At 67.5% G+C, this 23,692-nt stretch carries 25 protein-coding genes; 14 read left to right on the top strand and 11 right to left on the bottom strand.

All coding sequences use genetic code 11. The annotated features are described in order from the left end of the window. Positions 1-45: 45 nt before the first annotated feature. Positions 46-795 carry an SDR family oxidoreductase gene (locus NVU01S_RS16995; protein ID WP_043667213.1) on the bottom strand — a complete coding sequence of 250 codons (750 nt, stop codon included), beginning with the start codon at positions 793-795 and terminating at the stop codon, positions 46-48. Positions 796-868: 73 nt separating this feature from the next. Here NVU01S_RS16995 and NVU01S_RS16990 point away from each other — a divergent pair, with 73 nt between their 5' ends. From NVU01S_RS16990 to NVU01S_RS43410, 9 genes are all read left to right on the top strand, one after another. After that, complete coding sequence (locus NVU01S_RS16990; RefSeq protein WP_244467170.1) at positions 869-1,216, top strand: winged helix-turn-helix transcriptional regulator; 348 nt, start codon at positions 869-871, stop codon at positions 1,214-1,216. Between the two features lie 33 nt (positions 1,217-1,249). After that, positions 1,250-2,308 (top strand): DNA polymerase III subunit beta family protein, encoded by a 1,059-nt coding sequence (locus tag NVU01S_RS16985; protein ID WP_043667219.1) that lies wholly within the window; start codon positions 1,250-1,252, stop codon positions 2,306-2,308. Further along, positions 2,305-2,814 (top strand): hypothetical protein, encoded by a 510-nt coding sequence (locus NVU01S_RS16980; RefSeq protein WP_043667222.1) that lies wholly within the window; start codon positions 2,305-2,307, stop codon positions 2,812-2,814. The genes NVU01S_RS16985 and NVU01S_RS16980 overlap by 4 nt, the downstream gene beginning before the upstream one ends. A 114-nt stretch (positions 2,815-2,928) precedes the next feature. Further along, the gene (locus NVU01S_RS16975; protein WP_043667225.1) at positions 2,929-3,429 is read left to right on the top strand and encodes a peroxynitrite isomerase; all 501 of its coding nucleotides are present in this window, start codon (positions 2,929-2,931) and stop codon (positions 3,427-3,429) included. Positions 3,430-3,569: 140 nt separating this feature from the next. Next, positions 3,570-3,890, top strand: coding sequence for a type VII secretion target (locus tag NVU01S_RS16970; RefSeq protein WP_043667228.1), 321 nt, complete (start codon positions 3,570-3,572; stop codon positions 3,888-3,890). Beyond that, positions 3,887-4,609 carry a WXG100 family type VII secretion target gene (locus tag NVU01S_RS16965; RefSeq protein WP_043667229.1) on the top strand — a complete coding sequence of 241 codons (723 nt, stop codon included), beginning with the start codon at positions 3,887-3,889 and terminating at the stop codon, positions 4,607-4,609. The genes NVU01S_RS16970 and NVU01S_RS16965 overlap by 4 nt, the downstream gene beginning before the upstream one ends. A 4-nt stretch (positions 4,610-4,613) precedes the next feature. Then, positions 4,614-5,057, top strand: a complete 444-nt coding sequence (locus NVU01S_RS16960; protein WP_052280370.1) for a hypothetical protein — start codon at positions 4,614-4,616, stop codon at positions 5,055-5,057. Next, positions 5,041-6,012 carry a hypothetical protein gene (locus NVU01S_RS16955; protein WP_043667232.1) on the top strand — a complete coding sequence of 324 codons (972 nt, stop codon included), beginning with the start codon at positions 5,041-5,043 and terminating at the stop codon, positions 6,010-6,012. Before NVU01S_RS16960 ends, NVU01S_RS16955 begins: the two co-directional genes overlap by 17 nt. 305 nt (positions 6,013-6,317) lie before the next feature. Then, on the top strand, positions 6,318-6,476 hold the full coding sequence (locus NVU01S_RS43410) for a hypothetical protein (RefSeq protein ID WP_156161491.1): 159 nt from the start codon (positions 6,318-6,320) through the stop codon (positions 6,474-6,476). Between the two features lie 6 nt (positions 6,477-6,482). Here the strand turns inward: NVU01S_RS43410 and NVU01S_RS16950 are convergent, their stop codons facing one another. From NVU01S_RS16950 to dxr, 5 genes are all read right to left on the bottom strand, one after another. Further along, positions 6,483-8,291: a penicillin-binding transpeptidase domain-containing protein gene (locus tag NVU01S_RS16950; protein ID WP_052280371.1), complete on the bottom strand. Its 1,809-nt coding sequence runs from the start codon at positions 8,289-8,291 to the stop codon at positions 6,483-6,485. A 53-nt stretch (positions 8,292-8,344) separates the two neighbouring features. After that, positions 8,345-9,211, bottom strand: coding sequence for a GNAT family N-acetyltransferase (locus tag NVU01S_RS16945; RefSeq protein WP_082031939.1), 867 nt, complete (start codon positions 9,209-9,211; stop codon positions 8,345-8,347). Between the two features lie 64 nt (positions 9,212-9,275). Then, positions 9,276-10,433 (bottom strand): flavodoxin-dependent (E)-4-hydroxy-3-methylbut-2-enyl-diphosphate synthase, encoded by a 1,158-nt coding sequence (gene ispG / locus NVU01S_RS16940; RefSeq protein WP_014986990.1) that lies wholly within the window; start codon positions 10,431-10,433, stop codon positions 9,276-9,278. Between the two features lie 139 nt (positions 10,434-10,572). Continuing rightward, entirely contained in the window at positions 10,573-11,772 is a 1,200-nt protein-coding gene (locus tag NVU01S_RS16935) for a M50 family metallopeptidase (protein WP_043667235.1), read from the bottom strand. A gap of 225 nt (positions 11,773-11,997) precedes the next feature. Further along, on the bottom strand, positions 11,998-13,140 hold the full coding sequence (gene dxr, locus NVU01S_RS16930; RefSeq protein WP_043667383.1) for a 1-deoxy-D-xylulose-5-phosphate reductoisomerase: 1,143 nt from the start codon (positions 13,138-13,140) through the stop codon (positions 11,998-12,000). Between the two features lie 145 nt (positions 13,141-13,285). Between dxr and NVU01S_RS16925 the strand changes: the two genes are divergently transcribed. Continuing rightward, positions 13,286-13,555: a DUF2631 domain-containing protein gene (locus NVU01S_RS16925; protein ID WP_043667237.1), complete on the top strand. Its 270-nt coding sequence runs from the start codon at positions 13,286-13,288 to the stop codon at positions 13,553-13,555. Positions 13,556-13,781: 226 nt separating this feature from the next. On the opposite strand, the gene NVU01S_RS16920 is transcribed toward NVU01S_RS16925, so the two are convergent. Next, complete coding sequence (locus tag NVU01S_RS16920; RefSeq protein ID WP_043667239.1) at positions 13,782-14,708, bottom strand: LysR family transcriptional regulator; 927 nt, start codon at positions 14,706-14,708, stop codon at positions 13,782-13,784. Positions 14,709-14,845: 137 nt separating this feature from the next. Between NVU01S_RS16920 and NVU01S_RS16915 the strand changes: the two genes are divergently transcribed. After that, the gene (locus NVU01S_RS16915) at positions 14,846-15,232 is read left to right on the top strand and encodes a DUF5997 family protein (protein WP_041564607.1); all 387 of its coding nucleotides are present in this window, start codon (positions 14,846-14,848) and stop codon (positions 15,230-15,232) included. A gap of 14 nt (positions 15,233-15,246) precedes the next feature. Here NVU01S_RS16915 and NVU01S_RS16910 read toward each other — a convergent pair whose 3' ends face one another. The 4 genes from NVU01S_RS16910 to NVU01S_RS16895 all read right to left on the bottom strand — a co-directional run bounded on the left by NVU01S_RS16910 (position 15,247) and on the right by NVU01S_RS16895 (position 18,453). Further along, positions 15,247-15,639, bottom strand: coding sequence for a rhodanese-like domain-containing protein (locus NVU01S_RS16910; protein WP_043667241.1), 393 nt, complete (start codon positions 15,637-15,639; stop codon positions 15,247-15,249). Next, a complete protein-coding gene (locus NVU01S_RS16905) occupies positions 15,636-16,160 on the bottom strand; it encodes a cysteine dioxygenase (RefSeq protein ID WP_043667243.1) in 525 nt (174 codons plus the stop codon). The genes NVU01S_RS16910 and NVU01S_RS16905 overlap by 4 nt, the downstream gene beginning before the upstream one ends. 185 nt (positions 16,161-16,345) lie before the next feature. Continuing rightward, a complete protein-coding gene (locus NVU01S_RS16900; RefSeq protein ID WP_244896313.1) occupies positions 16,346-17,587 on the bottom strand; it encodes a hypothetical protein in 1,242 nt (413 codons plus the stop codon). 14 nt (positions 17,588-17,601) lie between these two features. After that, positions 17,602-18,453 (bottom strand): inositol monophosphatase family protein, encoded by an 852-nt coding sequence (locus tag NVU01S_RS16895; RefSeq protein WP_043667386.1) that lies wholly within the window; start codon positions 18,451-18,453, stop codon positions 17,602-17,604. 249 nt (positions 18,454-18,702) lie between these two features. Here NVU01S_RS16895 and NVU01S_RS16890 point away from each other — a divergent pair, with 249 nt between their 5' ends. The 3 genes from NVU01S_RS16890 to NVU01S_RS16880 all read left to right on the top strand — a co-directional run bounded on the left by NVU01S_RS16890 (position 18,703) and on the right by NVU01S_RS16880 (position 23,641). Next, on the top strand, positions 18,703-19,074 hold the full coding sequence (locus NVU01S_RS16890) for a hypothetical protein (protein WP_043667247.1): 372 nt from the start codon (positions 18,703-18,705) through the stop codon (positions 19,072-19,074). Next, the gene (locus NVU01S_RS16885; RefSeq protein ID WP_043667250.1) at positions 19,071-22,739 is read left to right on the top strand and encodes a caspase, EACC1-associated type; all 3,669 of its coding nucleotides are present in this window, start codon (positions 19,071-19,073) and stop codon (positions 22,737-22,739) included. The genes NVU01S_RS16890 and NVU01S_RS16885 overlap by 4 nt, the downstream gene beginning before the upstream one ends. A gap of 221 nt (positions 22,740-22,960) precedes the next feature. Continuing rightward, positions 22,961-23,641 carry a DUF8020 domain-containing protein gene (locus NVU01S_RS16880; RefSeq protein ID WP_043667252.1) on the top strand — a complete coding sequence of 227 codons (681 nt, stop codon included), beginning with the start codon at positions 22,961-22,963 and terminating at the stop codon, positions 23,639-23,641. Positions 23,642-23,692: the final 51 nt, after the last annotated feature.

The following is a 23,692-nucleotide window of genomic DNA, read 5'->3' as shown; positions in this document are numbered from 1 at the left end:
TCTTGCGGGGCGACCGCGTCGATCTCCAGTGATCAAGCACCTCGATCAGCCCGCGTCGGCGAGGTAGTCGGGGCCGCCGACGTAGGTGGTGTGGCCGGACTCGGCGGTCGAGGTGGTGGCTTCGGCTACCGCAGTGGCGAATTCGGCAACAGTGGGCAGCGGGGCCTGCTCGCGCCGGGCCGAGACCGCGTCCGGATTCCGGCGTTCCAGCAGTTGCACGATGATCGTGCCGTCGATCATGTCGCCGGAAACGATGTGCAGCGGGATATCTCGCGCGGCGAGCTCGGGAATCATCGCCCGCAGCGCGTCCTCACCGGCGCGCTTGCTCGCGGCGATGGGCTCGTAGTCGGCGGGCACCGGCTTGCGACCGTGGAAGTGCGCCTGATGACTCGTGACGAAGACGATCCTGGCGCCGGATGGCAGGTGCGGCAACGCGAATCGCACCAGCCGAGTCTGCGCGTCCCGGTTGATCGCCATGGCGTAGCCGGGCGCGGCCTGGCGCTCGAGACCGCCCGAGGCATTGAGGACGAGCACGTCGATCCGGCCGAACTGTGCGACGACGCCCTCGATCATGGCGCGGGCCGAATCCTCGTCGGAGATGTCCGCGCCCGCGGTGGACGCGCTACCTCCGGCGGCCACGATCTCGTCGGCGATCACCTTGGCGCGCTTGAGTTTTTCGCGATAGTTGATGATCACGTGATCACCACCGGCCGCCAGGATCCGGGCCGTTTCCGCTCCGATGCCCCGGGACGCGCCCGTGATCAGAACGACCCGCTGTCCGTCTGCTTCGCCCACCGTCGCCCTCTCGATCGCGGGCCCGGCGGCCCGGCGAATTGCTTCTAATTCAGAACCACTATGGTAGTTCTAAATGAGAAGTGCAAACGGGGCGACGCCACCGAACGGCGGGCGAGATCCGGTCAACGCGCCGATCCTCGCCGCAATGGAGCTGCTGGGCCAGCGCTGGATGCTGCGCATCCTGTGGGAATTGGAACCGGGCCGCCTCGGCTTTCTCGAGCTGCGCCGGCGCATGGACAACTGCTCGTCGAGCATGCTCTCGGTCCGGCTCCAGCATCTGCAAACCGCAGGTCTGATCGTCAAGAACGCGGACAAGTCCTACGAGTTGACCACGGCCGGAACCGGACTCACCGCCGCGCTGCACCCGCTCTGGGACTGGTCCCGGCACTGGACGCCTCCCGCGGGCGAACCGGCGGTTTGACCTTCGGCCTAGCTGAGACTTCATGATGACCGGGTGACCGAGTCCGGCAGATTGATGACGATCGGCGTACTCGCGCGAGCCAGCGGGCTCACGGCGAGCGCGCTGCGCTTCTATGACGATTGCGGGCTCTTGGTGCCCGCCCAGGTCGATCCGCTCACCGGGTACCGGTACTACACCGCGGACCAGCGGGAACGCGCGACGCTGATCCGCAGGCTGCGGGCCATCGAGATGCCGCTCGAGTCGATCGCCGACCTCCTGACCGGTGATATCCGGCGCGCCGAGCAACTCCTGGATCGGCACGTGGCCGCATTGCACCGGCGAGCACGCGCGGCAGAACAGGCCGCGGTGGCGATCAAACAGACGCTGGGCGGCGACCGGGTCATCGTGCCCGCGGCGCTGCTCGCCACGGCATTCCAGCAGGTACGCACCGCGACTGCGGTGGACCCCGAAATCCCGGTCCTGGCGGGCATTTCGTTCGAAGTGGACGCCACCTCGCTGACGCTGACCGCCACCGATCGATACCGGCTCTCCACCCGGAGCGTGGTGCCGCGGGAGCGCCGGGGAGCGGACTGGTCCCTGGTCGTCGACGCACGCGAACTCGGCCCGATCATCGAGTGGCTCGGCGAACTCGACGAAATCGTCGCGGCGCCAACGGATCAGGGGCTGCAACTCGGCGGTGGCGGCGAGCAGCGGTGCTGCCCCGTGATCGACGAGCGGTTCCCGGACTACCGCGCCATGCTGGACGCGCTCGCACCGCCGCGGCTGCGCGTGGTCACGGCCCGTGAACCGCTGCTCGCCGCCCTCGAAAGCGACTCCGCCACCGTTCGATTCGCGACCGAGCGCGCCGGGCTCACGATTTCGGACGCCGACGGCGCGCACCGGCGGTTACCCGCCGAGCGCACCGGCCCCGATCTCGCCCTGACCTTCACCACCGCGACGCTGCGCTCGGCAATCCACAGCGCGCTCGGCCCGGATCTCATGATCGACATCGCCGCCGCCGACCGGCCGGTCGTCGTCCGTTCCGCCACCGACGGCGACCTCACCACCCTTGTCATGCCCACCCGTCCCACCACACCGGAGGAGAATCGATGACCACCACCGACACCACCATGACCGCCATCACCCACGCGGTGGAACTCGGCCGGGCCGGCCAGCCCGACACCGCACGCACCGCACTGCTGGACCTCTGGGGTTCCCTTGGCCCCCAAGGGGATCCGCTGCACCGCTGCACACTCGCGCACTACCTGGCCGACCTGCACGACGACCCGGCCGAGGCGCTCACCTGGGATATCCGCGCCCTCGATGCGGCCGACAGCCTGACCGATGCCCGGGCCCAGCAGTACCACTCGTCGCTGCAGGTCCGCGGCTTCTATCCGTCGCTGCACCTGAACCTCGCGGACAATTACCGCAGGCTCGGCTCGTTCGCCGCCGCCCGCCGCGAAATCGCCGCCACCCGTGCAACATTGCCGGACCTGCCGGACAGCCCGTATCGCACGGTCATCCACACCGCGCTCGGCGAAGTGGAAGCAGCCGTGCAGGTCGGCGACACCAGCCCACGCGCGTCTGCCCCAACGGGTCGACCGGACTCGGGTGAATAGCTTTCGGTCCGAGCGAAAGAGACAGCTTGCCGTTCAGGTAAAGCTAACCTTATTGTCGACGGAATTCGACGGTATGTGAAACCCCCGAGAACCAACAGGTTTAGGCTGTGCGCCGTGGTCGAACCCCAACCGCCAATCGCACCCCATCCCGATATCGCCCCCTTGGCTGCGCTGCTCGGCACCTGGCGCGGCAACGGACACGGCGAATACCCGACCATCCAGCCGTTCGATTACCTGGAAGAAGTCCGGTTCGGTCATCTCGGCCGCCCGTTCCTCACCTACCGGCAGCGCACCCGCGCGGCCGACGACGGCCGCCCCATGCACGCCGAAACCGGATATCTGCGCTGCCCGCGTCCGGATCGAGTGGAATTGATCTTGGCCCATCCCACCGGGATCACCGAAATATGCGAGGGCGCACTGACGGTCGACGACGGCGCGCTGCACCTGGAATTCGACTCGACCAGTATCGGCCGTTCCAGTACCGCGAAACTCGTTACCGCACTCGGCCGTACCTTTCAGGTCAAGGGCGACACGATCGATTACACGGTGCGCATGGCCGCGGTCGGCGAGCCGCTGCAACACCACCTCGCCGCCACCCTGATCCGCGCCGCGTAGCCGGAAAAAATCTCTCCCGATTCGATGGAACCGAACGCCGTCGTGTCGCGTCGAACCAGTATCGGACCCGGACGGCCGCCGACGACGTCGTCCTCCGGGGTAGCCGATCCGGCACCGGACGACGACAACGGGAGGACCCGATGGCCGAAGAGCTCCGAGTACGGCCCGATCAGCTGGACGAGTTCGCCGTCGCGCTAGGCGACCTGGCGGGCCAGGCCGGCGCCGCGAAGGATTACGCGGCGACCTGGTTCGCCTTCGGCGACCACGACGGCCGGATCTATGCGCAAGTCAAAGGCATGCTCGAGGAAGTACGCCGGAATCTCGAGTCCAACTACATCCACCTGCGGGTGCTGAGCGAGACGGCCTCGACAGAACTCGCCAAGAGTGCCGAGATGTACCGGACCACCGATCTGGCCACGGCGATCCGCCTGGACCGCACCTACGTCGGGGTGCCGAAGTGACCGGCCCGGTGGCGGCCCTGCAGGTTCCCGAGGCCACCGATCCGCTGCCCGGTTGGATTCCCTTCTTTCTCGGCGGGAACTACGTCTCCCCGGCCTACTACATCGGTCAGGCCATCCAAAGCATCACCGGCACCGATGTATTCGGCTTGGCCTCGGAGTTCGTCGCGGGCGACTGGGCAGGAGTGAAACAGGCCGCGGACGCCGCGGGAAACCTGGCCGGATTCAACGCCGCCTTCCACGATTCGGTCGAGACCGAGTGGCAGCACCTACTGTCCGAGTCGTGGCGCGGCAACGCCGCCGACCAGGCCCGCGGCTACTTCCACCATCTCGCGGGCGGCGTCGAATTCCAGGTCACGGCACTCCGGGAGATCGAACGCACCCTGAACAACATCGGCAACTCCATGCTCAACCTGGCCCGGCTCCTCGGCGACCTGCTGCAGGACATCGTCGATTGGACGATCATGTGGCTGGCCGAAATGGCCGCGGCCACGGTGCTGTCCTCGACGCTCGTCGGCGCTCCCGGCGCGGCCGCGGCCGCCGCGGTGGCCGCCGCCCACGCCGTGATGATCTTCACCAGATTCGAGCAGATCCTGACGGTGACGACCGGCGCGTTCAAAACCGTCGTCGGCCTCGGCGCCACCGCACTGGAACTGTCCAACAGACCGCCGAACGAGCTGCCGCCGCTGGGCACTTCGACCTACGACCACCCGGGAGCGTGACCGGATGCCACAGCAACCCGAGGTCGTCTTCGATGTGGCGCGGGGCGACCTCGGCGCCGCCCGCCACCTGCGTCGCTCGCTCGAAGTACTCGCGTCCTCGACCCCGGACCCGGAATTGCGCCGCACCCTCGGCGAGGTGCTCGCCGGCCGGGCGAGCATGCGCGAGTTCGGCAAATCCGACGGGTTCGCGCGACTGCTCGACGGCATCGCCCAGGGCATGTTCCATCGAGCGGGCGCGATGTCGGCCGCCGAGCGCGAACGGCTGGCCGCGGTCGGGCAAGCGGAACTGGATCAGCTGCGCGAGTCCGGCGCGTCGCAGGATCAACCCGAACCCCAGGCTGTGGTGCGGCCCGACACACCGAGCAGCGACCCGATCGTCGACCCGGGCGAGCCGGACGAGGACGACCGGTACTTCGAGGAGCATCGGCGCCGTGGCTGGCTCGAATAACCGTTATCGGAGCGGATTCGACCTGCCGTTTCCTGGCGGATGGGATCGGCGGGCGTTCTACTCGTATCGGTACGCGGTCCTGCCCTGCTGCGTCACGGTGGTACTGCTCATTCCGCTCAGCGCGGTCGTGCTCGGGCTCGGCCGCCTGGTGCGGGGCACAGCCGACGCGGGCACCCTGCTCGGCGCCGCGGTCTGGACCGCGGTGACCGCGGGCGTGCTCTGCGCGCTGTGGCGAGCATGGCCGAAAGACGCGGTGGTACAGGCGAGCACGGTGATCACCGGCCCCGAAGACCAGTCCGCGCTGGCGATCCCGGTGCGGCTGCCGTCCCGAATCCGGCCGGTGGCGCTGGCCGCGGGCGGCATGCTGCTGATCGGGTGCGGCGCCTGGTTCATGGCCTGGAAATTCGGCACCGATCCATCGCTCGGATATCTCGGATGTGCGGGCCTGAGTGCCGCGGGCGCGCTGTGTCTTCTCCTGGCACGCCATACATTTCGGCCGCACGTGACGCGGGCGAATACCGGAATACTGCTCACCCCGCGGCAATTGCGCACCGACCACGGCGCCGGCCCGATCGCGCTCGACTGGACCGATATTTCCGGCATTCACGCCGCCCATGTCCGCACCGGTCCGGCCGCGCTCGCTACCGCCGCGCCGACAAACATGATCGTCGTCCTGGTCGATGATCCCGCGGTACTCGGTCCGGACGATCCGACGACCACACCGGACGAACGTTTCCCCGATGCGGGCTACCTCGCCTATGAAATTCCCCATCAGCAAATCGACACCGACCCCACTCTGGTGTTCCACGCACTGCGTTATTACCTGCACCACGGAGAGCGCCGCCGTGAACTCGGCACCGAGGCCGCGTTGCGCCGATTCCGAAAGGGACATTTCGCCGCCCCGGGTGATTCCGGCCTCTCGGTAGAACAGACCGATCCGGCGAAATCCGGATAGCGTCCGCTCGAGCGCAACGGGCGCCCGATTTTATCTGTCCGAATGGCCCGTTCCGTGTACTTGTTCCAGCATCGATGGATTTCGCGACAATGCCGCGCGCCCGCTGGGTAGTCTCACCGCAGACCATTCGAGAATGTGACCCACACCACTATGGCCCCCGCTGTGCCATCGGCCACATGTCCTTGTTCACCGAATCGCCCAGAGATTACGGTTCGATCAACCAGCAAACTTTCAGTCAACTTCGGGTGGCGAACCCATCCGAAGCAAGAACCCCGTCGACACCCCTGACCTGAGGGAGCCGAACAATGAAGCGTTCCACCACCATTCTGGCCAGCGTCGCGATCATTCTCGGGGGCGCGGCGACCGTCGAGATCCTGGACGGCGGCGATGCCGGCGCCATCATTCTGGAGCACGGCGCGTCCTCCAGCAATCAGCAGGCCGGACCCGGCAGCGCCCAGCGGTAGCAGCCGTCAGTAACCACCGGGCAACGCGGCGAACATATCGCGGGTGACCGCGACCGCATTGTCCGAACTGCCGCCCTTGACCAGCAGGGTCGCGAACGCCATATCCCCGCGATAGCCGACGAACCACGAGTGCGAGCCGCCCTCCACCTCGGCCTCACCGGTCTTCCCGTACACCTCGCCCTGATCGGCGATCCGCTCGGCGGTGCCGCCGGTGACCACCCGGCGCATCATCGCGCGCAGGCCGGCGATCACCGCCGGGTCGGGCGCGTCGCCGGGATCATCGATCGTCGTGGTGCGGCCCGCGATCAGGTAGGGCACCGGCAGCGAGCCGTGCGCGATCGTCGCCGCCATCAACGCCATGCCGAACGGACTGACCACCACCTTGCCCTGGCCGATGCCGTCCTCGGTGCGCTGCACCAGTTCGTCCGCGGGCGGTACCGACCCGGTGAACGTCGGCAGACCCGCGATCGTGTAGCCGGTGCCGAGTCCGAATTTCATCGCGGCGTTGTGCAGGGCAGTACCCGGCAACTTGCTGGCTATGGTCGCGAACGAGGTATTGCACGACCGCTCGTACGCCGTGATCATCGGCACGTCCCCGACGGTGAACAGATTGTAGTTGGGAATCATGCGCTCGCCGATGGTGATTCGGCTCGGGCAGGGCAGCACCGTATCCGGTGTCGCGATACCGGTGGACATCGCCGCGGCCGCGGTCACCGTCTTGAACACCGACCCGGGCGGATACTGACCGATGGTCGCCACCGGCCCGTCCCGATCGGCCGCCTTGTTCTGCGCGATCGCCAGAATCGCGCCGGTGGAGGGTCGCAGCACCACCATCATGGTCTGGTCGGGGCGCAGGTCGACCGCGCGTTGCGCGGCGTTCTGCACGTTGCGGTCCACGCTGAGCGAGAACGACGGCGCGGGTTGCGACGGCACCTCGGTGAGCACATCGGTATCGGCACCGTTGGCGTTCATGGTGACCACGCTCCAGCCCGCCTTGCCGTCGACCTCCGCGATCACCGTCTTGCGCACCTGCGCGAGCAGGTCCGGCGCGAAATTGCGATCGGTGGGCACCAGATCCCATTCAGAGGTGAGTTGCACGCCGGGCAACCCGATGAGATCGGTGCTCACCTGGTCGAATTCGTTCTCGTTGAGCACCGTGACGGTGTACGCGCCCGTGGTGGCGGTAGCCGCGTCCCGGATGGCTTCGGGAGTGAGCTTCGGATCGAAGCGGTTCAGCGCGGCCGCCAGGGCCGTTGCCACCGCGCCGGGATCGGGCGCGTTCGCGGCGGTGAACGCGACCCGGGACACCTTGCCGGGCACCAGCACATCGCTGCCTGCCTGCTCGTTCACCCGGGCCCGCGGCGCGGGCGTGGCACGCAGCGCGAGCGTCTGGGTGTCGCCGAGATTCGGGTGGATGTTCGACGAGGTCCAGCGCACCACCCAGCGGCCTTGGCTGCGGCCCATCTGCAATTGGCCGGTGTAGCGCCAGGTCCGGTTCTTGGGCAGCCGCCACTCGTAGGTGTAGTCGACGGTCGCGGTGTCGCCGCTGACCCGCGCCGAACCGGTGCGCGCGTCCAGCCCCTCCGCCTGCAACTGGTCCCACGCGGAATTCAGTGCGGCGGTGGCCTTTTCGGGTTGGTTGGTGAGCCGGGCCGCGGCCGCCGGGTCGTGCCCGGCGAAGGCTTCGACGAAATCGTCGGCGACCGGCGTCGGTCCCTGCGGACCGCCGCCACAGCCGACGGCGGACAGCGTGAGCACCGCCACGCTCAGCGCGCCGAGCAGCGATTTTCGCAACGGTACCGTCCTGGTCTGCATCGGCACCGATGGTAGTGGCCACCTCCGGGCAAACCCCGGCGGCACACCGTGTTTCAGTCGAGCAGGATGGTGGAGAAGGTCGCGATCTGCCGGAATCCGACGCGGCTGTAGGCGCGGCGGGCGATCGCGTTGTAGTCGTTGACGTACAGGCTCGCGGTCCGCCCGGAGGCCACGACGGCGTTCGCGATGGCCGCGGTGCCGGCGGTGCCGCGCCCGCTGCCTCGATGTTCCGGGTGCACCCAGACGCCTTGGATCTGACCGGTGCGCCGCGACAGCGCCCCCACCTCCGCCTTGAACACGACCTCGTCGTCTTCGAAACGCGCCCAGGCCCGGCCGGATTCGATCAAGCTCTGAATGCGCCGCCGATATCCGCGGCCGCCGTCGCCCGCGCGCGGATCGACGCCGACCTCCTCGATGAACATGGCGATCGCGGCACCGAGATAGCGATCTATTTCGTCCGGGCGCACCCGGCGCACATTCGGATCAGGAGTCGCCAGTGGCGGTTGCGCGAGCGCGAGCAATGGTTGCTCGCCGCGTAATTCGCGTTCCGGACCCCAATGACCGACCAGCATTTCCCACAGCGGCAACGCCAATTCGCGCCGGCCGACCACCGAGGAGGCTATTCGAGGCCAGCGCACGGCACGATCGGCGAAGGCGCGCAACGCGTCGTGATCGCCGCGCAACGGCACCAGATTCGCGCCGGAGAAACACAGCGATTCCGACGGGCCACCGCGACTCCACAATTCACCCTGTCCGCAGCGCGCGGCATCGAGGCCGAATTCCTGGAGCCGGGCCGCGACCATACACGAGGCCACCGGATCGGCGTCCAGAACTCGAAGGACCTGCGCCAGGTCCCGATTCGCGAGCTGCCGCGCGGGGACGTATTTCGCCCTTCGCGTCGGCTCCAGCAGACTCCGCACGTTGACAGCCTGCCACGAATATCCGCGATGTGGTACGGCTATGCCGAACGCAACAGTCCCGCCGTTAGCCGACCGTGACCACGGGCTCGCCCGAGCCGACGTCCTCGCCCATTTCCTCGGCGATTCGCATGGCCTCTTCGATCAGTGTTTCGACGATCTGCGCCTCCGGCACGGTCTTGATGACCTCGCCCTTCACGAAGATCTGGCCCTTGCCGTTGCCCGAGGCCACACCGAGATCGGCTTCCCGGGCCTCGCCCGGTCCGTTGACGACACAACCCATCACGGCCACCCGCAGCGGCACCTCCATGCCCTCCAGTCCGGCGGACACCTCGTTGGCCAAGGTGTACACGTCGACCTGAGCCCGTCCACAGGACGGGCAGGAGACGATCTCGAGCTTGCGCGGCCGCAGATTCAGCGACTGCAGGATCTGGCCACCGACCTTGATCTCCTCGGCGGGCGGCGCGGACAGCGAAACCCGGATGGTGTCGCCGATGCCCTCCGAGAGCAGCGCACCGAACGCCACCGCGGACTTGATCGTGCCCTGGAACGCCGGACCTGCTTCGGTCACACCGAGATGCAGCGGGTAGTCGCTCTGCGCGGCCAGCTGCCGGTACGCCTCCACCATGATCACCGGGTCGTTGTGCTTGACCGAGATCTTGATATCGCCGAAGCCGTGCTCCTCGAACAGGCTCGCCTCCCACAGCGCGGACTCGACCAGCGCCTCCGGGGTGGCCTTGCCGTACTTCTCCAGCATCCGCTTGTCCAGCGAACCGGCGTTGACACCGATCCGGATCGGGATGCCCGCGGCGCCGGCCGCTTTGGCGACCTCGCCGACTCGACCGTCGAATTCCTTGATGTTGCCGGGATTCACGCGCACCGCGGCACAGCCCGCGTCGATCGCGGCGAAGATGTAGCGGGGCTGGAAGTGGATATCGGCGATCACCGGGATCTGGCTCTTGCGCGCGATCGTCGCCAGCGCGTCCGCGTCTTCCTGACGCGGACAGGCCACCCGCACGATGTCGCAGCCCGAAGCGGTGAGCTCCGCGATCTGCTGCAGGGTGGCGTTGATGTCGTGGGTCTTGGTGGTGGTCATCGACTGCACGGAGATCGGGTGATCGCTGCCCACTCCGACATTGCCCACCATCAGCTGGCGGGTCTTGCGTCGAGGAGCGAGAACGGCCGCGGGTGCGGCGGGCATCCCCAATCCGATTGTGCTGGTCACCTTCGGCTGCCTACTTTCCGTCCGTACATTCCGGGCCGTTCGCCTACGAGCTTAGTCGCGCCCGCCGAACGGCCACCCTGTGACGCCCGCGACAACGTGCTGTCCCCAAGCCGGCGACAGGGTACCGCGCCGGCGGAACTCAGAACAGTTTGATCGGATTCACGATGTCGGCCACCAGGGTGAGCACCATGTACGCGCCGCCGATCACCACCGCGACGTAGGTGACCGGCAACAACTTCAGATAGTCCACCGGCCCGCCGGGCGCGAGTCCCTTCCAGCCGCGGATGGTGTTGCGGACCTTCTCGTAGAGGACCACCGCCATGTGGCCGCCGTCGAGCGGCAGCAACGGCAGGATGTTGAACGCGCCGAGGAAGAAGTTCAGGCTGGCCAGCACCAGGATGAAGACGTTCCACAGGCCGCGTTCGGCGGTCTCGCCGCCGATCTTGCTGGCGCCGTACACGCTGACCGGGGTCTCCGCGTCGCGCTCACCGCCGGTCACCGCGCTCCACAGCGCGGTCACCTTCTGCGGCAACTGAGCCAGCGACTGGAAAGTGCGCACGAACATGTCGCCGGTGAACGCGCCGGCCGCGGGGATCGCGGCCAGGACGTTGTACTGGACCGGCCCGTAGAAGTCCATGCCGACGCCGACGGCGCTGACCTCACGCCCCGCACCACCGCCCTCGGGGTAGCGCACGACCCGCTCCGGGGTCACCGGGATGGTGAGGCTCTGCCCCTTGCGATCGACGGTGTAGGTGAACGGGCCGTTCTGCTTCTGGGTCTCGGACTGGAATTCCTTCCAGGTCTTCACGTTCACCCCGTTGACCGCGGTCACCACGTCACCGCGCTGCAGTCCCGCGCGCTGCGCCGGGCCGGTACCGGTGCACGGTTGCATGCTGCCGTCCGGATTCTGTTGCGCCACACAGTCCATCACCCCGAGCGCGGTGGCGGGCGGCTGATCGAACCGGGGCAGGCCCCAACCGACGGCGAGGAACACCACCAGGATGTAGCCGAGCAGGAAGTTCATCGCGATACCGCCCGACATCACCACCATCCGCTTCCAGGTGGCCTGGCGGTACATCGCGCGTTCGACTTCTTCGGGCTGCAACTCGTCCAGCGCGGTCATGCCCGCGATATCGCAGAAGCCGCCGAGCGGGAGCGCTTTGAGCCCGTACTCGGTCTCACCCCGCCGGAACGAGAAGATCTTCGGCCCGAATCCGATGAAGTACCGCCGCACCTTCATACCGGTGGCTTGCGCGGTCCACATGTGCCCGCATTCGTGCAGCGCAATCGAAATCGTGATGCCTAGAGCGAACAGCACGAAACCCAACGCGAACACCATGTGATTTACAGCCCTCCTGCTGTGCGCAGCTCGCCTGATGACATGCGGCCGCCCGGTCCGGCCGCCCACAAACCCGGGTGCGCGAGTCCGTCACGGCCGCGAGCCCACGACCACAGTAACCGGACACCCATCAGCCCCGGGTGCTCAGTCTGCCAGCCGAGGCTCACCTCGCGAGTCGGAAACCCTCGGAACGCAGGTCCGCGCCGGACCGCACGACCGGCCCGCCTACGCGGGATCGACCCGGCCGCGGGTGAAATCGCGGGCCCATGTGTCGGCGGCCAGGACCTCGGCGAGCGACGTGGGTTCGGGCCGCCATTGGTCGGCGGCCTCGACCGCCGCCGCGACGGTGCGCACGATCTCGGGGAAGCGGATCTTGCCGTCGAGAAACGCCTGCACCGCGACCTCGTTGGCGGCGTTGTACACGGCGGTGACACTGCCGCCGGCCTCGCCGGCCCGTCGCGCCAGCTCGATGGCCGGGAAGACCGTGCTGTCGACCGGCTCGAAGGTCCAGGTGGCGGCGGTGCCCCAATCACAGGAGGCGGCCGCGCCGGGCACCCGGTCCGGCCAGCCGAGGGCCAGCGCGATCGGCAGTTTCATATCCGGCGGGCTGGCCTGCGCCAGCGTGGAACCGTCGGTGAAGGTGACCATCGAGTGCACGATCGACTGCGGGTGCACGGTGACGTCGATGCGGTCGTACGGAATGCCGAACAGCAGGTGCGTCTCGATCAATTCGAGGCCCTTGTTCACCAGCGAGGCCGAATTGAGCGTATTCATCGGGCCCATCGACCACGTCGGATGCGTCTTGGCCTCAGCCGGATTCACCGATTCCAGCATCTCGGTGGTCCAGCCGCGGAACGGACCGCCCGATGCGGTGAGCACGAGACGGTCCACCTCGTCGGCCCGCCCGCCGCGCAGGCACTGGGCCAGCGCGGAATGTTCCGAATCGACCGGCACGATCTGACCGGGTGCGGCCGCACGGGTGACGAGTGAACCACCCGCGACCAACGATTCTTTGTTGGCCAGCGCCAACCTGGTACCCGAGTGCAAGGTGGCCAGGGTCGGTTCCAGCCCGAGCGACCCGACCAACGCGTTGAGCACGACGTCGGCCTCGGTGCGGCGGACCAGTTCGGTCACCGCCGCGGGACCGGCGAGTTCCAGATCCAGTTGCGCGGCGGCGGCCGGGTCGGCGACCGCGACATTGCGCGTCCCGGTGGCCGCCATCTGCTGCGCCAGCAGCGCTGTATTACCGCCGCGCGCGGCCAGGCCGACCACCTCGAACCGGTCGGGATTGGCGGCGATCACCTCGAGCGCTTGGGTACCAATGGATCCGGTGCTGCCGAGGAGCAGGACTTTCACGATGTCGGACACCCGTTCATTGTGGCGCACAGAAAAGTTCGCCCGACGGGCGTGGCCCGACTGTCAACGACGCCCCGTCGTATGTCACGATATCGAGCAGCAGTCCCTTCGAGGTCGTACCGGAACCCGCGGTACCCGAACCAGCTAAGGAGCGATCGTGGCCGCCACGGAACTCGAACCCGCCAGCACCGAGCGCGGCACCGTCACTCACGTGGACACCGCCGAGGTTCCCTCCGCCGCTTGGGGTTGGAGCGGCGAATCGCCCAAGACCTTCCGCGTCGCGGGCTGGATCACCGCGCTCATCCTCATCGCGATGGTGATCGGCAACCACAAGGGACATGTCGAGGACATCTTCCTGATCGGCTTCGCCGCCGCCATCGTCGCCATCCTGATCCGCGACTCGATCCTCAAGCGCAAGCCGCGGTAGGGAATCGTCCCGCGCGGGCGTGGGTGCCGCGGACGACGCCTGCTCGACGACGCCACCGTCCCGGCACCACCTCACACTGACTTCGGTTATCGCCGCGGTTGCGGGCAAGGTCCATCATGGCCTCTGCGAACGCGCGGGGTGACCGATCTCGACCCGGTCACCGAGCGTGCTCCGGCGGCAACGCGTGAAGTGGCGAGTGGGACACGTCGATATAGCCCCCGCTCGCTCAGCGTCCGCGGCGCTTCGCCGGCTTCTTCTTGGGCTGAGTTTTCCCGGCAGTCGGCCGCTTGGCCGGTGTCTTCTTTTGCGGCGCAGGGCTTTTCGCGCGCGTGGCCGGTGAGCGGGAGCTGCGTTCGGAGCGGCCCCGCACGACGCCGACGAACTCCTCGACCAGGTCCGTGGTGCGCGCGGCGGGCCAAGCCAACGCGATCTCGGTGTCCGCGCGATCCATGACGGTGCGGTAGACGACATCCTTGCGGGCGTGCAGCCGCGCGATCGAATGCGGTACCACGGTCACCCCGACGCCCGCGGCCACCAGTTCGATGGCATCCGCCGCCGCGTCGATATCGGTGGCGTCCTGCATCCACTCGCCGGACAGGTCCGCCATCCCGACCTGGTCGAACGCCGAAATCGGGTGATCCTTCGGCACCACGACGACCGGCACCTCACGATAGAGCGGAATCGCGCTCATCCCGTCCCGATCGATCGGCAGCCGGACGAAGCACAGATCCACCCGCTCGTCGCGCAATGCCGACTCCTGCTCCGCCATCGGCAGCGCCACCACCTCGAGCGGGATACCGGGAAACCGCTCACCCCAGATGCGCGTCCACTTCGACACCGTGACGCCGGGCACGAACCCCACCCGCAACGCGGGCGCCGCCGCCGGAGTCTCGGCCGCCGCCTCCGCCGCCGCCCGCGCGATCAACTCCCGCGCCGCCTCCAGCAGTTCCGCCCCGTCCGCCGTCAGCTGCGTCGGTTGCGCACCCGGCACGAACAGTTTCGTGCCGAGTTCCGCTTCCAGATCGATCACCGTCTGGCTCAACCGCTGCCGCGAAATGTTCAGCCCCTTCGCCGCCCGCGCGAAATGCAATTCCTCGGCAACCGCGACAAACCACCGCAGACGCGCGACATCGATCGACTCGAACCGGCTCATGCAGGGAAGCGTATCCGTACCGGATAGGCTGATGCGGTGAGCGAGCGACAGCGAGTGAATCGAAGGCACGGCGCCCTCGGGCTTACGACGGAGCCGAGCGTCAGCGAGGCGCAGTCGTGAGCCTGGACCCGCAGCAGATGAAGCCCCTGACCGCAGCCAACAAGCTGGGCATCTACCTTCCGGCGGCTCCCGAATCCTTCCGAACCACTCCCCTGTCCCGCGCCGATCTCGAGGCCTTGCGCACCGATCCCCCGGAGTGGCTCACCGAACTCCGCCGCACCGGCCCCTTCCCGCGCGACATCACGGCCCGCAAACTCGGCATCTCCAACTCCGGCCTCTCCCGCGCCGGCGTCGCCGACGCCCTCACCGCCGACGAGATCGCCGCCCTCCTCGCCGATCCGCCGGAATGGCTGACCCGCGAACGCGAAACCTACGCCGAGGTCCGCAAAGAAAACGAGCGCATCGCCACCAAGGAAGCCGAGCGCCGCGCCGCCACCAACCGCCCCGCCAAGAACCGCTTCTGACTTTCCGCGCGCCGCTACGGCACGGCCGGGGAGCCGCCCGCCACTACCGGTAGTCCGGCGGCTTTCCAGGCTCGGAAGCCACCCACCAGGTCGGTGGCGTCGCGTATGCCCAGTTCGCGGGCGTCGCGGGCGGCGAAGCTGGAGGCGTAGCCCTCGTTGCAGAAGATCACCACCGGCGTATCCGGGGTGAGGTCGGGGAGCCGATGGTCGCCGTGCGGGTCGAGGCGCCATTCCAGGACGATGCGTTCGACCACGACCGCGCCCGGGATCTCCCCCTCTGCCGACCGGTTCGCGTAAGGCCGGATGTCGACCAGCAGCGCTCCCGTGCGGCGCAACGATTCAGCCTGTTCGGGACTGACACGCACCAGGTTCGCCCGCGCCCGCGCGAGCAACTCCTCGGCGCTCATGCGCCGGAAACATCTGCGAGAGTGCGGTATTCGCGCATCGGCCGCAGCGGGGGTGAGTACGCGTGCACCGTCGCGGCGTCGTGCGCGCCGGTGTTGCGCAGCCGGTGCGCGCGCTCCGGACCGAACGCGACCGTGCTTCCGGCGCGGCGCTGCGCGGCACGAACCGGACTGTTCGGAAATGCGAATTCCTCGTCCAATTCGCCGTGCAGGACCGTGAACGAACCCGAAGCGCCGCCGTGATCGTGCGGCTCCGTCCCCTGCCCCGGCATCCAGGACAGCAGCCACAACTCGACGCCCATCGTCAGCGCCAACCGCACCCACCAGCGTTGCGCCGGATCGAAACGCACCATGTCGAGCAACGGCACGGTCAGCTCGCGCGTCACCACGCTGGTGAGTTCGTGCAGTTCATCGGGGGTCCACAGGGTGCGATCCGCTCGGACGAGATCGTCGAGCAGCGGCAGATCGAGATCAGGGTGCAGGTCTTTGGCGTGCTTCAATTTCACCGGAAGTGACGTGGTCACAGTGCGCTCCTGGCAGAGGTGTGGCGTGCAAGGTCGGGTTACGTCACCGACGACACGCACAGGCCGCGACCCGAACCAGGTCGACGACCCGGTCACTGGTCAGCAGAAGCCTTTGCACGAGTGCAGCTTACACAGCCCGCCGCCGCCATGGGGACCCCTCTTCCTGACAACAACCAGCCAGTCCACTAGCCCGCCCGCATCTCCCGAACGAACTCGCGATACAAGAACTTCTGATGCAACCCCTCGAGATTGCCCGCATGCCGCCGAAACGGCACCATCGCCAGCCGCAACGGCCGCGTCACCGGCACCCCGGTCCCCCACTCCGCCACCGAAGCGACCGTTTCGATCAACCCTTCCTCGGTCGCGTTCCGCTCGGCGGAATCCAGTCCGAGGTGCCGTAGCAACTGATCCCGCACCCCTTCCACGTCGAGCTCCAGCCGCCGCGCTTCCTCCTCGGTATCACAACGAGACAGTGCCCTACGGAAATCGACTGCACGAGAACGATATTCATCGATTCGACCGCACACCATCGCCAGCCAGCGGTCCGGACTCGACCGCCCGCGATCCTGCAACGACCACAACCGCCCACCTAGCAGTGGCAGCTGATATTCGAGCAATTGCAGTCGTCGCCCCTCCCGCGGTCCGGCGACCTTGCGGATATCGCTGGGAATCCCGCGAACCGCGGAAATAACCTCCTCGATCGTATTCTCCGGAACGCCGTCGTCGAACAGATCGAACATGACCGAGAAATCACGCCGCAGCGGATGCGGCGTATACGCAACACCATTCACCTTCGCCCGCGCCGAGTAACGCAGCGAACGCACCAGTGTGGCAATCAGCCACAGTTGCTGGTGCGTATCCGCGATCAGGTTGCGGAACTGTCCCTCCATCGCGAACGACGAGGCCCGCGCCCATTGACCGAACGCGTCGAGTTCCACACCGTCCACGCCGCCGATCCGAGCACGGTGATGGTCGTCGATCCGGACGTTTTCCCACTGGTAGTCCGCCCACGCCGCGATGTTCGCCAGCATGCGCTGACCGCCGCCGCGCTCCTGCACCTCTCGATCCGCTCTGCGGGTCTTGTCGATGAACCGCAGCATGGTCTCGACACCGGTCGTCTTCAGCGTCTCCATCGCCGCGGCTTCGGCGGCGTCGAGCGCGGGCCGATCCTGCGGGCCGATCGCCATCGGCACCGCGATTCGAAGGTCGAACAGATGACGCAGGATTCGCGGATACGTGCCGTAGTCGGCGGCCACCGGATTCAATTTTGTCGGGTGCGGCACCAGCACCTCGTCGAAGTAGATCAGGGACTGTACGAGTTCCGCATAACACTGCTGCGCAAAAGGATCGCGCGGCCTTGCCGGTTGCCGGGAATTCTGCGAAAGAATGAATTCTTCCGCGCTGATGAACGTCGTGACGTCCACCATGACACGATTCGACATCAACCGCCCCGCGACTCCGCCAGTACCTGGATGAACCACCGGACCGAATCCGGTTCGCCCGCAATGGTTTCGGCGAACACCGGTTCGCGCTGCGCGAGAAACTGCGGCTGCAGTGGTAGTTGACTCTGCCCGTCGCCGCCGGTCGCCGTCCGGCCCATGGCCGTGGCCAGCCCGATCCCCGCCGCCCCATCCCAGACCTTCTGGTTCGGCCGGTAGAACAGGTCGAATTGCTGGTCCGGCGCCTGCGTCCACGCGGACAGATCGAGGCAGGTGCGAACCATGTCCAGCGTCTGAGAGGTGGTACGGAGCTTCATCGCGCACCCGATATCCGCGAGCGCGGCTTCGAACTTCCGGGGCGCCGAACCCTTGCTGCGTGTGACGGACGCGCGTCGCGGTTTCGCCGCCGCCGTCAACTGCGGGGCCGGCTGCCCGTTCACGAGGACCTCCCCGGACCAGTGGATCGCGATCGGCGTCCGACCGGCACCCAATTCGGGCGCAAACACATAGGCGGCCGCAGGCACGCCCGCGTCGAGAAGGCACACGACACTGCAGAATTCACGCCCGTCCGGCGAGACGAACTCGCTGGTGCCGTCGATCGGATCGATGATCCAGGTCGGCTCGCCCGAACTCGGCAGCTCGGCCTCGTCTTCCTCCGCGACGAACCGAGACCCCGGATAGTGCCGTTGAATCGTCTCGATGATCGCCGTCTGCGTCGCGAGATCCGCCTCCGACAGCAACGTGTCGTCGGCCTTCCGATCTACGTGCAACGATCCGAGATTCTTCCGATACCCGCCGAGCAACGGCAGCAACTGCTCGTCCAATGCCTTCCACAACGATCCGACATCGCTCAAGGGACCCCTCCGCACGAGTTGGTCCTGTGAGGGTAGCGAAATCGCCGGCTCCTGTGAGCCGATGCTCACGAATCCGGGCACGAACGCCGACCTGCGCACTTCGGCTCCGCACCACCGAAAAGGCTCCCATGCAACAGGTTTCAGGTTGGTTGCCCGTCGGTTCGGCTGCTGTGTAGTGTCCGGACGGCATAGGCTGTTCGGGCATCGAGCTTTATCCGTAACGCACGCAATGCTCAGGGAGGGACTGCGATGGGGCATGGAACGCAGACGGCATTCGTCGAAGTACACGGTGACGACGCCATCGACGCGGAAGACGCCACAAGGGCTTTCGGCAAATCGCTGAGTGAGATCGACGACCTGACCGTCGACTTCTCGTACTTCGCACCGGAGCCGGCATCCGGCGCCAAGGGGGTGCTCGACGAGGTTCTTCGCATCACGCTGGAGTACCCGTGGCCGCTGGCGGCGCCCTTGGTCGCCGAAAAGATCAAGTCTCTATGTCTCAAAGAGCGTCAGGGCCGGGTCCGCGTGACGGTCGGTGACGAAGTCATGGAGATCAGCGGCGAACCGACCGACGCGCAGCTGACGCTGCTGCTCGAACTGCTTCGCCGACCCAGGGGATGACCCGGCCCGCTGTCCGGCGGGCCCTGCTGGTGGGGATCGGCAGCTACGCCGATTCCCATTTTGCGGCGCTCCCCTGCACCCGGACCGACGTAGAGAATTTTCGTGAGGTACTCGTCGATCCGAAGATCGGCTCGTTCGACGAGGTCACGACGCTGTTCGACCCGGAGGTGTCGGCCCTGCGGCAGGGTCTGCGTGACTTCCTCGAACGCAGCACCAAGGACGAACTGACCATGGTGTACATCAGCGGGCACGGGTGCCGGGAGCCGAAGACCGCCGAGTTCCATTTCATCGCCCGCGATACCCGGCACAACGAATTCGAGTCGGCGGTGTCGGCCGGCTTTCTCAACGATCTGCTGGACGACTGTCACGCCCGGCAGCGCGTGCTCGTCATCGATTGCTGCAACAGCGGCGGATTCACCACCGGCTTCGCGACCACGAAGGCCGCGACCGCCCAGGGCGCGGCGCCGCTGGCCACCCGCGGCGTCTACGTCTTGGCGTCGTCGCAATCCGCCGAAGCGTCCTTTCCTGGCGAGAATCCCGGCGATCCGTCGATCTTCACCGGTGAGCTGATCGATGCGCTCCGTTCCGGCGCGGGCGACCAGGATCGCGACGGGCGAGTCGCGGTCGACGAGCTCTATCACCATGTGCACCGCGCGCTGACCGCCCGCGAGTCCGGCCGGCGCCAAACGCCGGTGATGTCGGCGGTCGGGGTGGCCGGGGCGATCTACCTCGCCTCCGCGCCGCTGATCCGGTCGGTGGCGCGGTCCCGCGACCGCATCGGCACCCACCTCGCTCAACCACGGGTCGTGTCCCATCGGTCGGAATGGGAGCGGCTGATCAGCTACTACCGCGACTGCCTGCAAGCCGAGAACGCCGACGCCGCGCGGTTGTCCTTCGCCGCGAGAAGCACCGCCGCGGTGTTCCTCGGCGGCCCGGAGCGGTTTCTCAGCGGCAACGGCGTGGACGGCGACGGCGCACTTCCCGCTCCCCCGCAGTTGATTTCGCAGCTGACGGAAGCCGCGGGCAAAGCTGTAGAGCTGGTATACGGCTATCCCGTTGTCGTGCTCTTCGCCGATGCCGAGCGAACGCAACTGCGTGAACCGACCTGCGCGCCCCTGCTCATCCGGGATATCGAGGTCATCGACGCCGACTCGGAGACACCGCGCCTACGCCCCTACGGCGAACCGCGCGTGAACCCGGCTTTGGCGGCGCAACTGCTGGACAAAGACGCGGCCGAAGCCTTGATCAGCACGTACCAGCCGGAGTGGGGTCCCGCCGATCGCTCGCTGATGACCCGCGAGATCCGCAACCTGCTGCGGGAGGAGTTCGAACTGCCCTGGGTCGAAGACATCGATCCGGACCGGCTCCAGGAGTCGCTGGAGGTAGCCACGCCGCGCAGCGGTGCGCGCAATATCGGTGTGCTGCTGACGGTTCCGACCGACAAGGCCATCCGCAAACTGCTCGACGATCTGAACGACATCAGCCGGAATCCCGCGGCGATCGGTGGGACGGCACTGGGCACCCTGCTCGACCCGCGTCGAGCCGCCGAGGTGGTGGCCGGACAACCACCCGCTCCGGTCCTCCTCGGGCCGATGAACGACGCACAATCCGACATTCTCGCCGCGGCCATGACGCAGCGCCTCACCGTCGCCACCGGGCCGCCCGGTACCGGTAAGAGCGCGCTGATCGTCAATATCGTGGCTACCGCGGTGGCGCACGGACAACGCGTCTTGGTCGCGTCGACGAACAACACGGCCGTGGACGAGGTGTGGCAGCGCTGCGAGGCGGCGATCCCCGGACTGATGATCCGCACGGGTAGCGCGGGCACTGGCGAACGCCTCAATTACCGTGCGGCGGAAAAACAGTCGCTGCTGGCCGCCGCCACTGCCGATCGACAGACATCCATGTCGCGCACGACCTACCAGGCCGAGCACGCGCACGTCTGCCGCGAGCACGCAGACGTCCGGCAGCTGTTCACCGACCACGCGAGAGCCGAACGCGAACTGTTCGCCGCCGGCGCGGCTCGTGCCGGGGCGCGGGCCGCCATCGCCGCGGCTGCGGAGTTCCCCACCGAACTGGACGACACCGCTCTCATCCGCATTCGCAACCAAGCCACCAAACTGGAAAAGGCCCGATTCTTCGCCACCTGGCGACGCCGTAACTTCTTGTCCCGCTGGGGAATCACGGCGACAAAAGAACAAGCCGCGCAGCTGTGCGGGCATCTTCATGCCTACGTGGTCGCAGAACTTCGTTGGCGCGAGGAGTTCCCGAACGCGCAGACACCCGACTCCGAACTGGCACAGCGTTGGACGCGCACCGAAGCAGCACTGAGCGCCGCCAGCCGCGACCTGGTGTCGGCGACCCTCGACGACCTGCGGGCCGGTGGGCGCGCCGCACTGCAACAGCTCGCCGAAGACGGTGACTACCGCACCGAATGGAAGCGCCGAAGCGACGCCATCGCGGCCGCGCCCGCCTGGGCCGTCACCTGCCTTTCCGCGCGGCTGTTCCGGCCGGCGCCGGGCCTGTTCGACCTGGTCATCGTCGACGAATCGAGCCAGTGTTCGATCGCCGCCGTCCTGCCCGTGCTCTTCCGGGCCGAACGTGCCTTGATCATCGGGGATCCGCTGCAACTTCCACACGTGGCCAAGCTGGCCCCGGCCACCGAGGCCAGGATGCGCGACGAGCACGGGCTCGACGGGGACCGGCTCATCGACACACACCTGAATTACCGCCGAGACTCGGCATTTCACGCGTTCGAACACGCACGGTCCGGCAGTCTGCTGCTGAACGAGCACTACCGTTGCCACCCGGATATCGCCGGACTGGCCGACCGGATCTTCTACACGCCGCGCGGCAAACCGCTCACGATCCTGACCGATGTCGCCAAGCATCAGCGCACGAATCAGCCTGCCGTGCAATGGATCGACGAACCGGGGCGGGCCCGCCGCGACGCGAATTCTTGGGTCAACGAGGCAGAGGCGGAGCGGGCACTGCGCGGTGTGCACTTCCTGCGCAACGCCCTGCCGGCGGGCGCGACCATCGGCGTGGTCACCCCGTTCACCCGACAGGCCGCGCTGATCCGCCGCAAACTACGCGGGGTGGAATCCGTTCGCGTCGGCACCGCACACACCTTCCAGGGCGGCGAATGTGACGCGATCATCTTCAGCCTGGTGGCTGCCGACGGGATCGGTTCCGGCGCACTGGCTTTCCTGGATGCGCAAGCGAACCTGTGGAATGTCGCGATCACGCGGGCGCGGGCGCACCTGTTCATCGTCGGCAGTAGCGATTTCTGGGTGCGCCGGGGCGGTCTCGGCCGTCGGCTACACGATGAAATCGCCGCTGCGCGTGGCGAAGTGCTGTGGCAGCACGGTGCCGCGTTGCGTGACCTGCTCCATCAACGGTTGAAACAGGACTGGTGCCAGGTCGACTTGGCGGTGCGCCGGTCCGGGTACATCGTGGACGCACTGGTCACGACCGACACCGGGACGGAAACCGCGGTCGTCCTCGATACCGGCGTCGCTTCGGCGCACGAGTTCGCCCGCCATCTCCGGCTCCAACAGCGGCGTGCGGCGCTGCTGACCGAACCCGGTGCGCAGCGGAACGGGTCTCGCCTGCCCGCCTGGCGACTGTTCGAGCATCGGGCGACTCCGCAGGTCGAGGCTTAACTTCAGCAAACTGGACGATGGTCCAATAATGTGCTGCGGTTAACACTCAGCAAGTCTTGCTTATGACGACTCGCCGACTACCGTTGAAGTCATAAATTCATGCGGAATCGCTATCGTCAGCGGGGCTGCGCGACGCCCACGCCGTCGCGGGACAAGTCCGCAATCCCGAACCGATGCGCGGTACCGCCGTGCCGACAGGCCGAAACCGAGGATGAGTGCGCATGAACCGATCGACGAAACTCGTTGCCGTGGTGGCATGTACGGCTGCCATCGTGGCCGGCTCGGTCACGTCGGCGCAGGCCGACCCGGAACCCGCGGGCCTCCGGTACACCGCGCAGGCCGTCGGCAGCTCGATGACCCTCACCACAGACTCCGGCTCCCTCGACACCGCCGACGACCGCCTCGAGATCCGGGACAACGACGGTAACCTGATGGCCGCGTTCCCGCTCGGCTACTACCGGGACAACCAGCGCTACCCGATCGCTGCCGTCATCGACGGCAACACCGCGACCCTGACCCCGAGCGTCGACCCCGCGACCGCGACACCCGCCCCCGGCACCACCGACCAGTTACACGACGTCGCCCTGGACCCGACCTCCCCCGCGTTCGGCGCCGCCCTGTCGACCTTCTCCACCGTCGTCGGCATCGGCACCGCCCTGGGCACCATCATCGGCACCCTCGTCGGCGCGTCCCTCGGCTGCCTCCTCGGCGGGCTGCTCGTCGGCGGCGCCGCCACCCTCCCCACCTTCGGCGTCCTCACCATCCCCGGCTTCCTCGGCGGCTGCATCGTCACCGCCATCCCCGGCGCCGCCCTCGGCGCCATAGTCGGCACCATCGCCTTCGGCGTCCCCGCCATCATCATCGGCGGCGTCCTCCTCGCCGGCACCCTCGGTGCGATGTGAGTCGACGGGGTATGCACCCGCAACCATGAACGGCGCAGGGGCCGATCAGTC

The organism is Nocardia vulneris (assembly GCF_001613425.1).
Taxonomy (GTDB): Bacteria; Actinomycetota; Actinomycetes; order Mycobacteriales; family Mycobacteriaceae; genus Nocardia; species Nocardia vulneris.
This window is presented reverse-complemented; position numbering and strand designations above follow the sequence as displayed.

Coding starts and splice junctions, on each gene's coding strand:
- NVU01S_RS16990 (WP_244467170.1), top strand. CDS start 869: ATGAGAAGTGCAAACGGGGCGACGCCACCGAACGGCGGGCGAGATCCG.
- NVU01S_RS16980 (WP_043667222.1), top strand. CDS start 2,305: ATGACCACCACCGACACCACCATGACCGCCATCACCCACGCGGTGGAA.
- NVU01S_RS16970 (WP_043667228.1), top strand. CDS start 3,570: ATGGCCGAAGAGCTCCGAGTACGGCCCGATCAGCTGGACGAGTTCGCC.
- NVU01S_RS16960 (WP_052280370.1), top strand. CDS start 4,614: ATGCCACAGCAACCCGAGGTCGTCTTCGATGTGGCGCGGGGCGACCTC.
- NVU01S_RS43410 (WP_156161491.1), top strand. CDS start 6,318: ATGAAGCGTTCCACCACCATTCTGGCCAGCGTCGCGATCATTCTCGGG.
- NVU01S_RS16950 (WP_052280371.1), bottom strand. CDS start 8,291: ATGCAGACCAGGACGGTACCGTTGCGAAAATCGCTGCTCGGCGCGCTG.
- NVU01S_RS16935 (WP_043667235.1), bottom strand. CDS start 11,772: ATGGTGTTCGCGTTGGGTTTCGTGCTGTTCGCTCTAGGCATCACGATT.
- NVU01S_RS16920 (WP_043667239.1), bottom strand. CDS start 14,708: ATGAGCCGGTTCGAGTCGATCGATGTCGCGCGTCTGCGGTGGTTTGTC.
- NVU01S_RS16915 (WP_041564607.1), top strand. CDS start 14,846: ATGAAGCCCCTGACCGCAGCCAACAAGCTGGGCATCTACCTTCCGGCG.
- NVU01S_RS16910 (WP_043667241.1), bottom strand. CDS start 15,639: ATGAGCGCCGAGGAGTTGCTCGCGCGGGCGCGGGCGAACCTGGTGCGT.
- NVU01S_RS16900 (WP_244896313.1), bottom strand. CDS start 17,587: ATGGTGGACGTCACGACGTTCATCAGCGCGGAAGAATTCATTCTTTCG.
- NVU01S_RS16890 (WP_043667247.1), top strand. CDS start 18,703: ATGGGGCATGGAACGCAGACGGCATTCGTCGAAGTACACGGTGACGAC.
- NVU01S_RS16885 (WP_043667250.1), top strand. CDS start 19,071: ATGACCCGGCCCGCTGTCCGGCGGGCCCTGCTGGTGGGGATCGGCAGC.
- NVU01S_RS16880 (WP_043667252.1), top strand. CDS start 22,961: ATGAACCGATCGACGAAACTCGTTGCCGTGGTGGCATGTACGGCTGCC.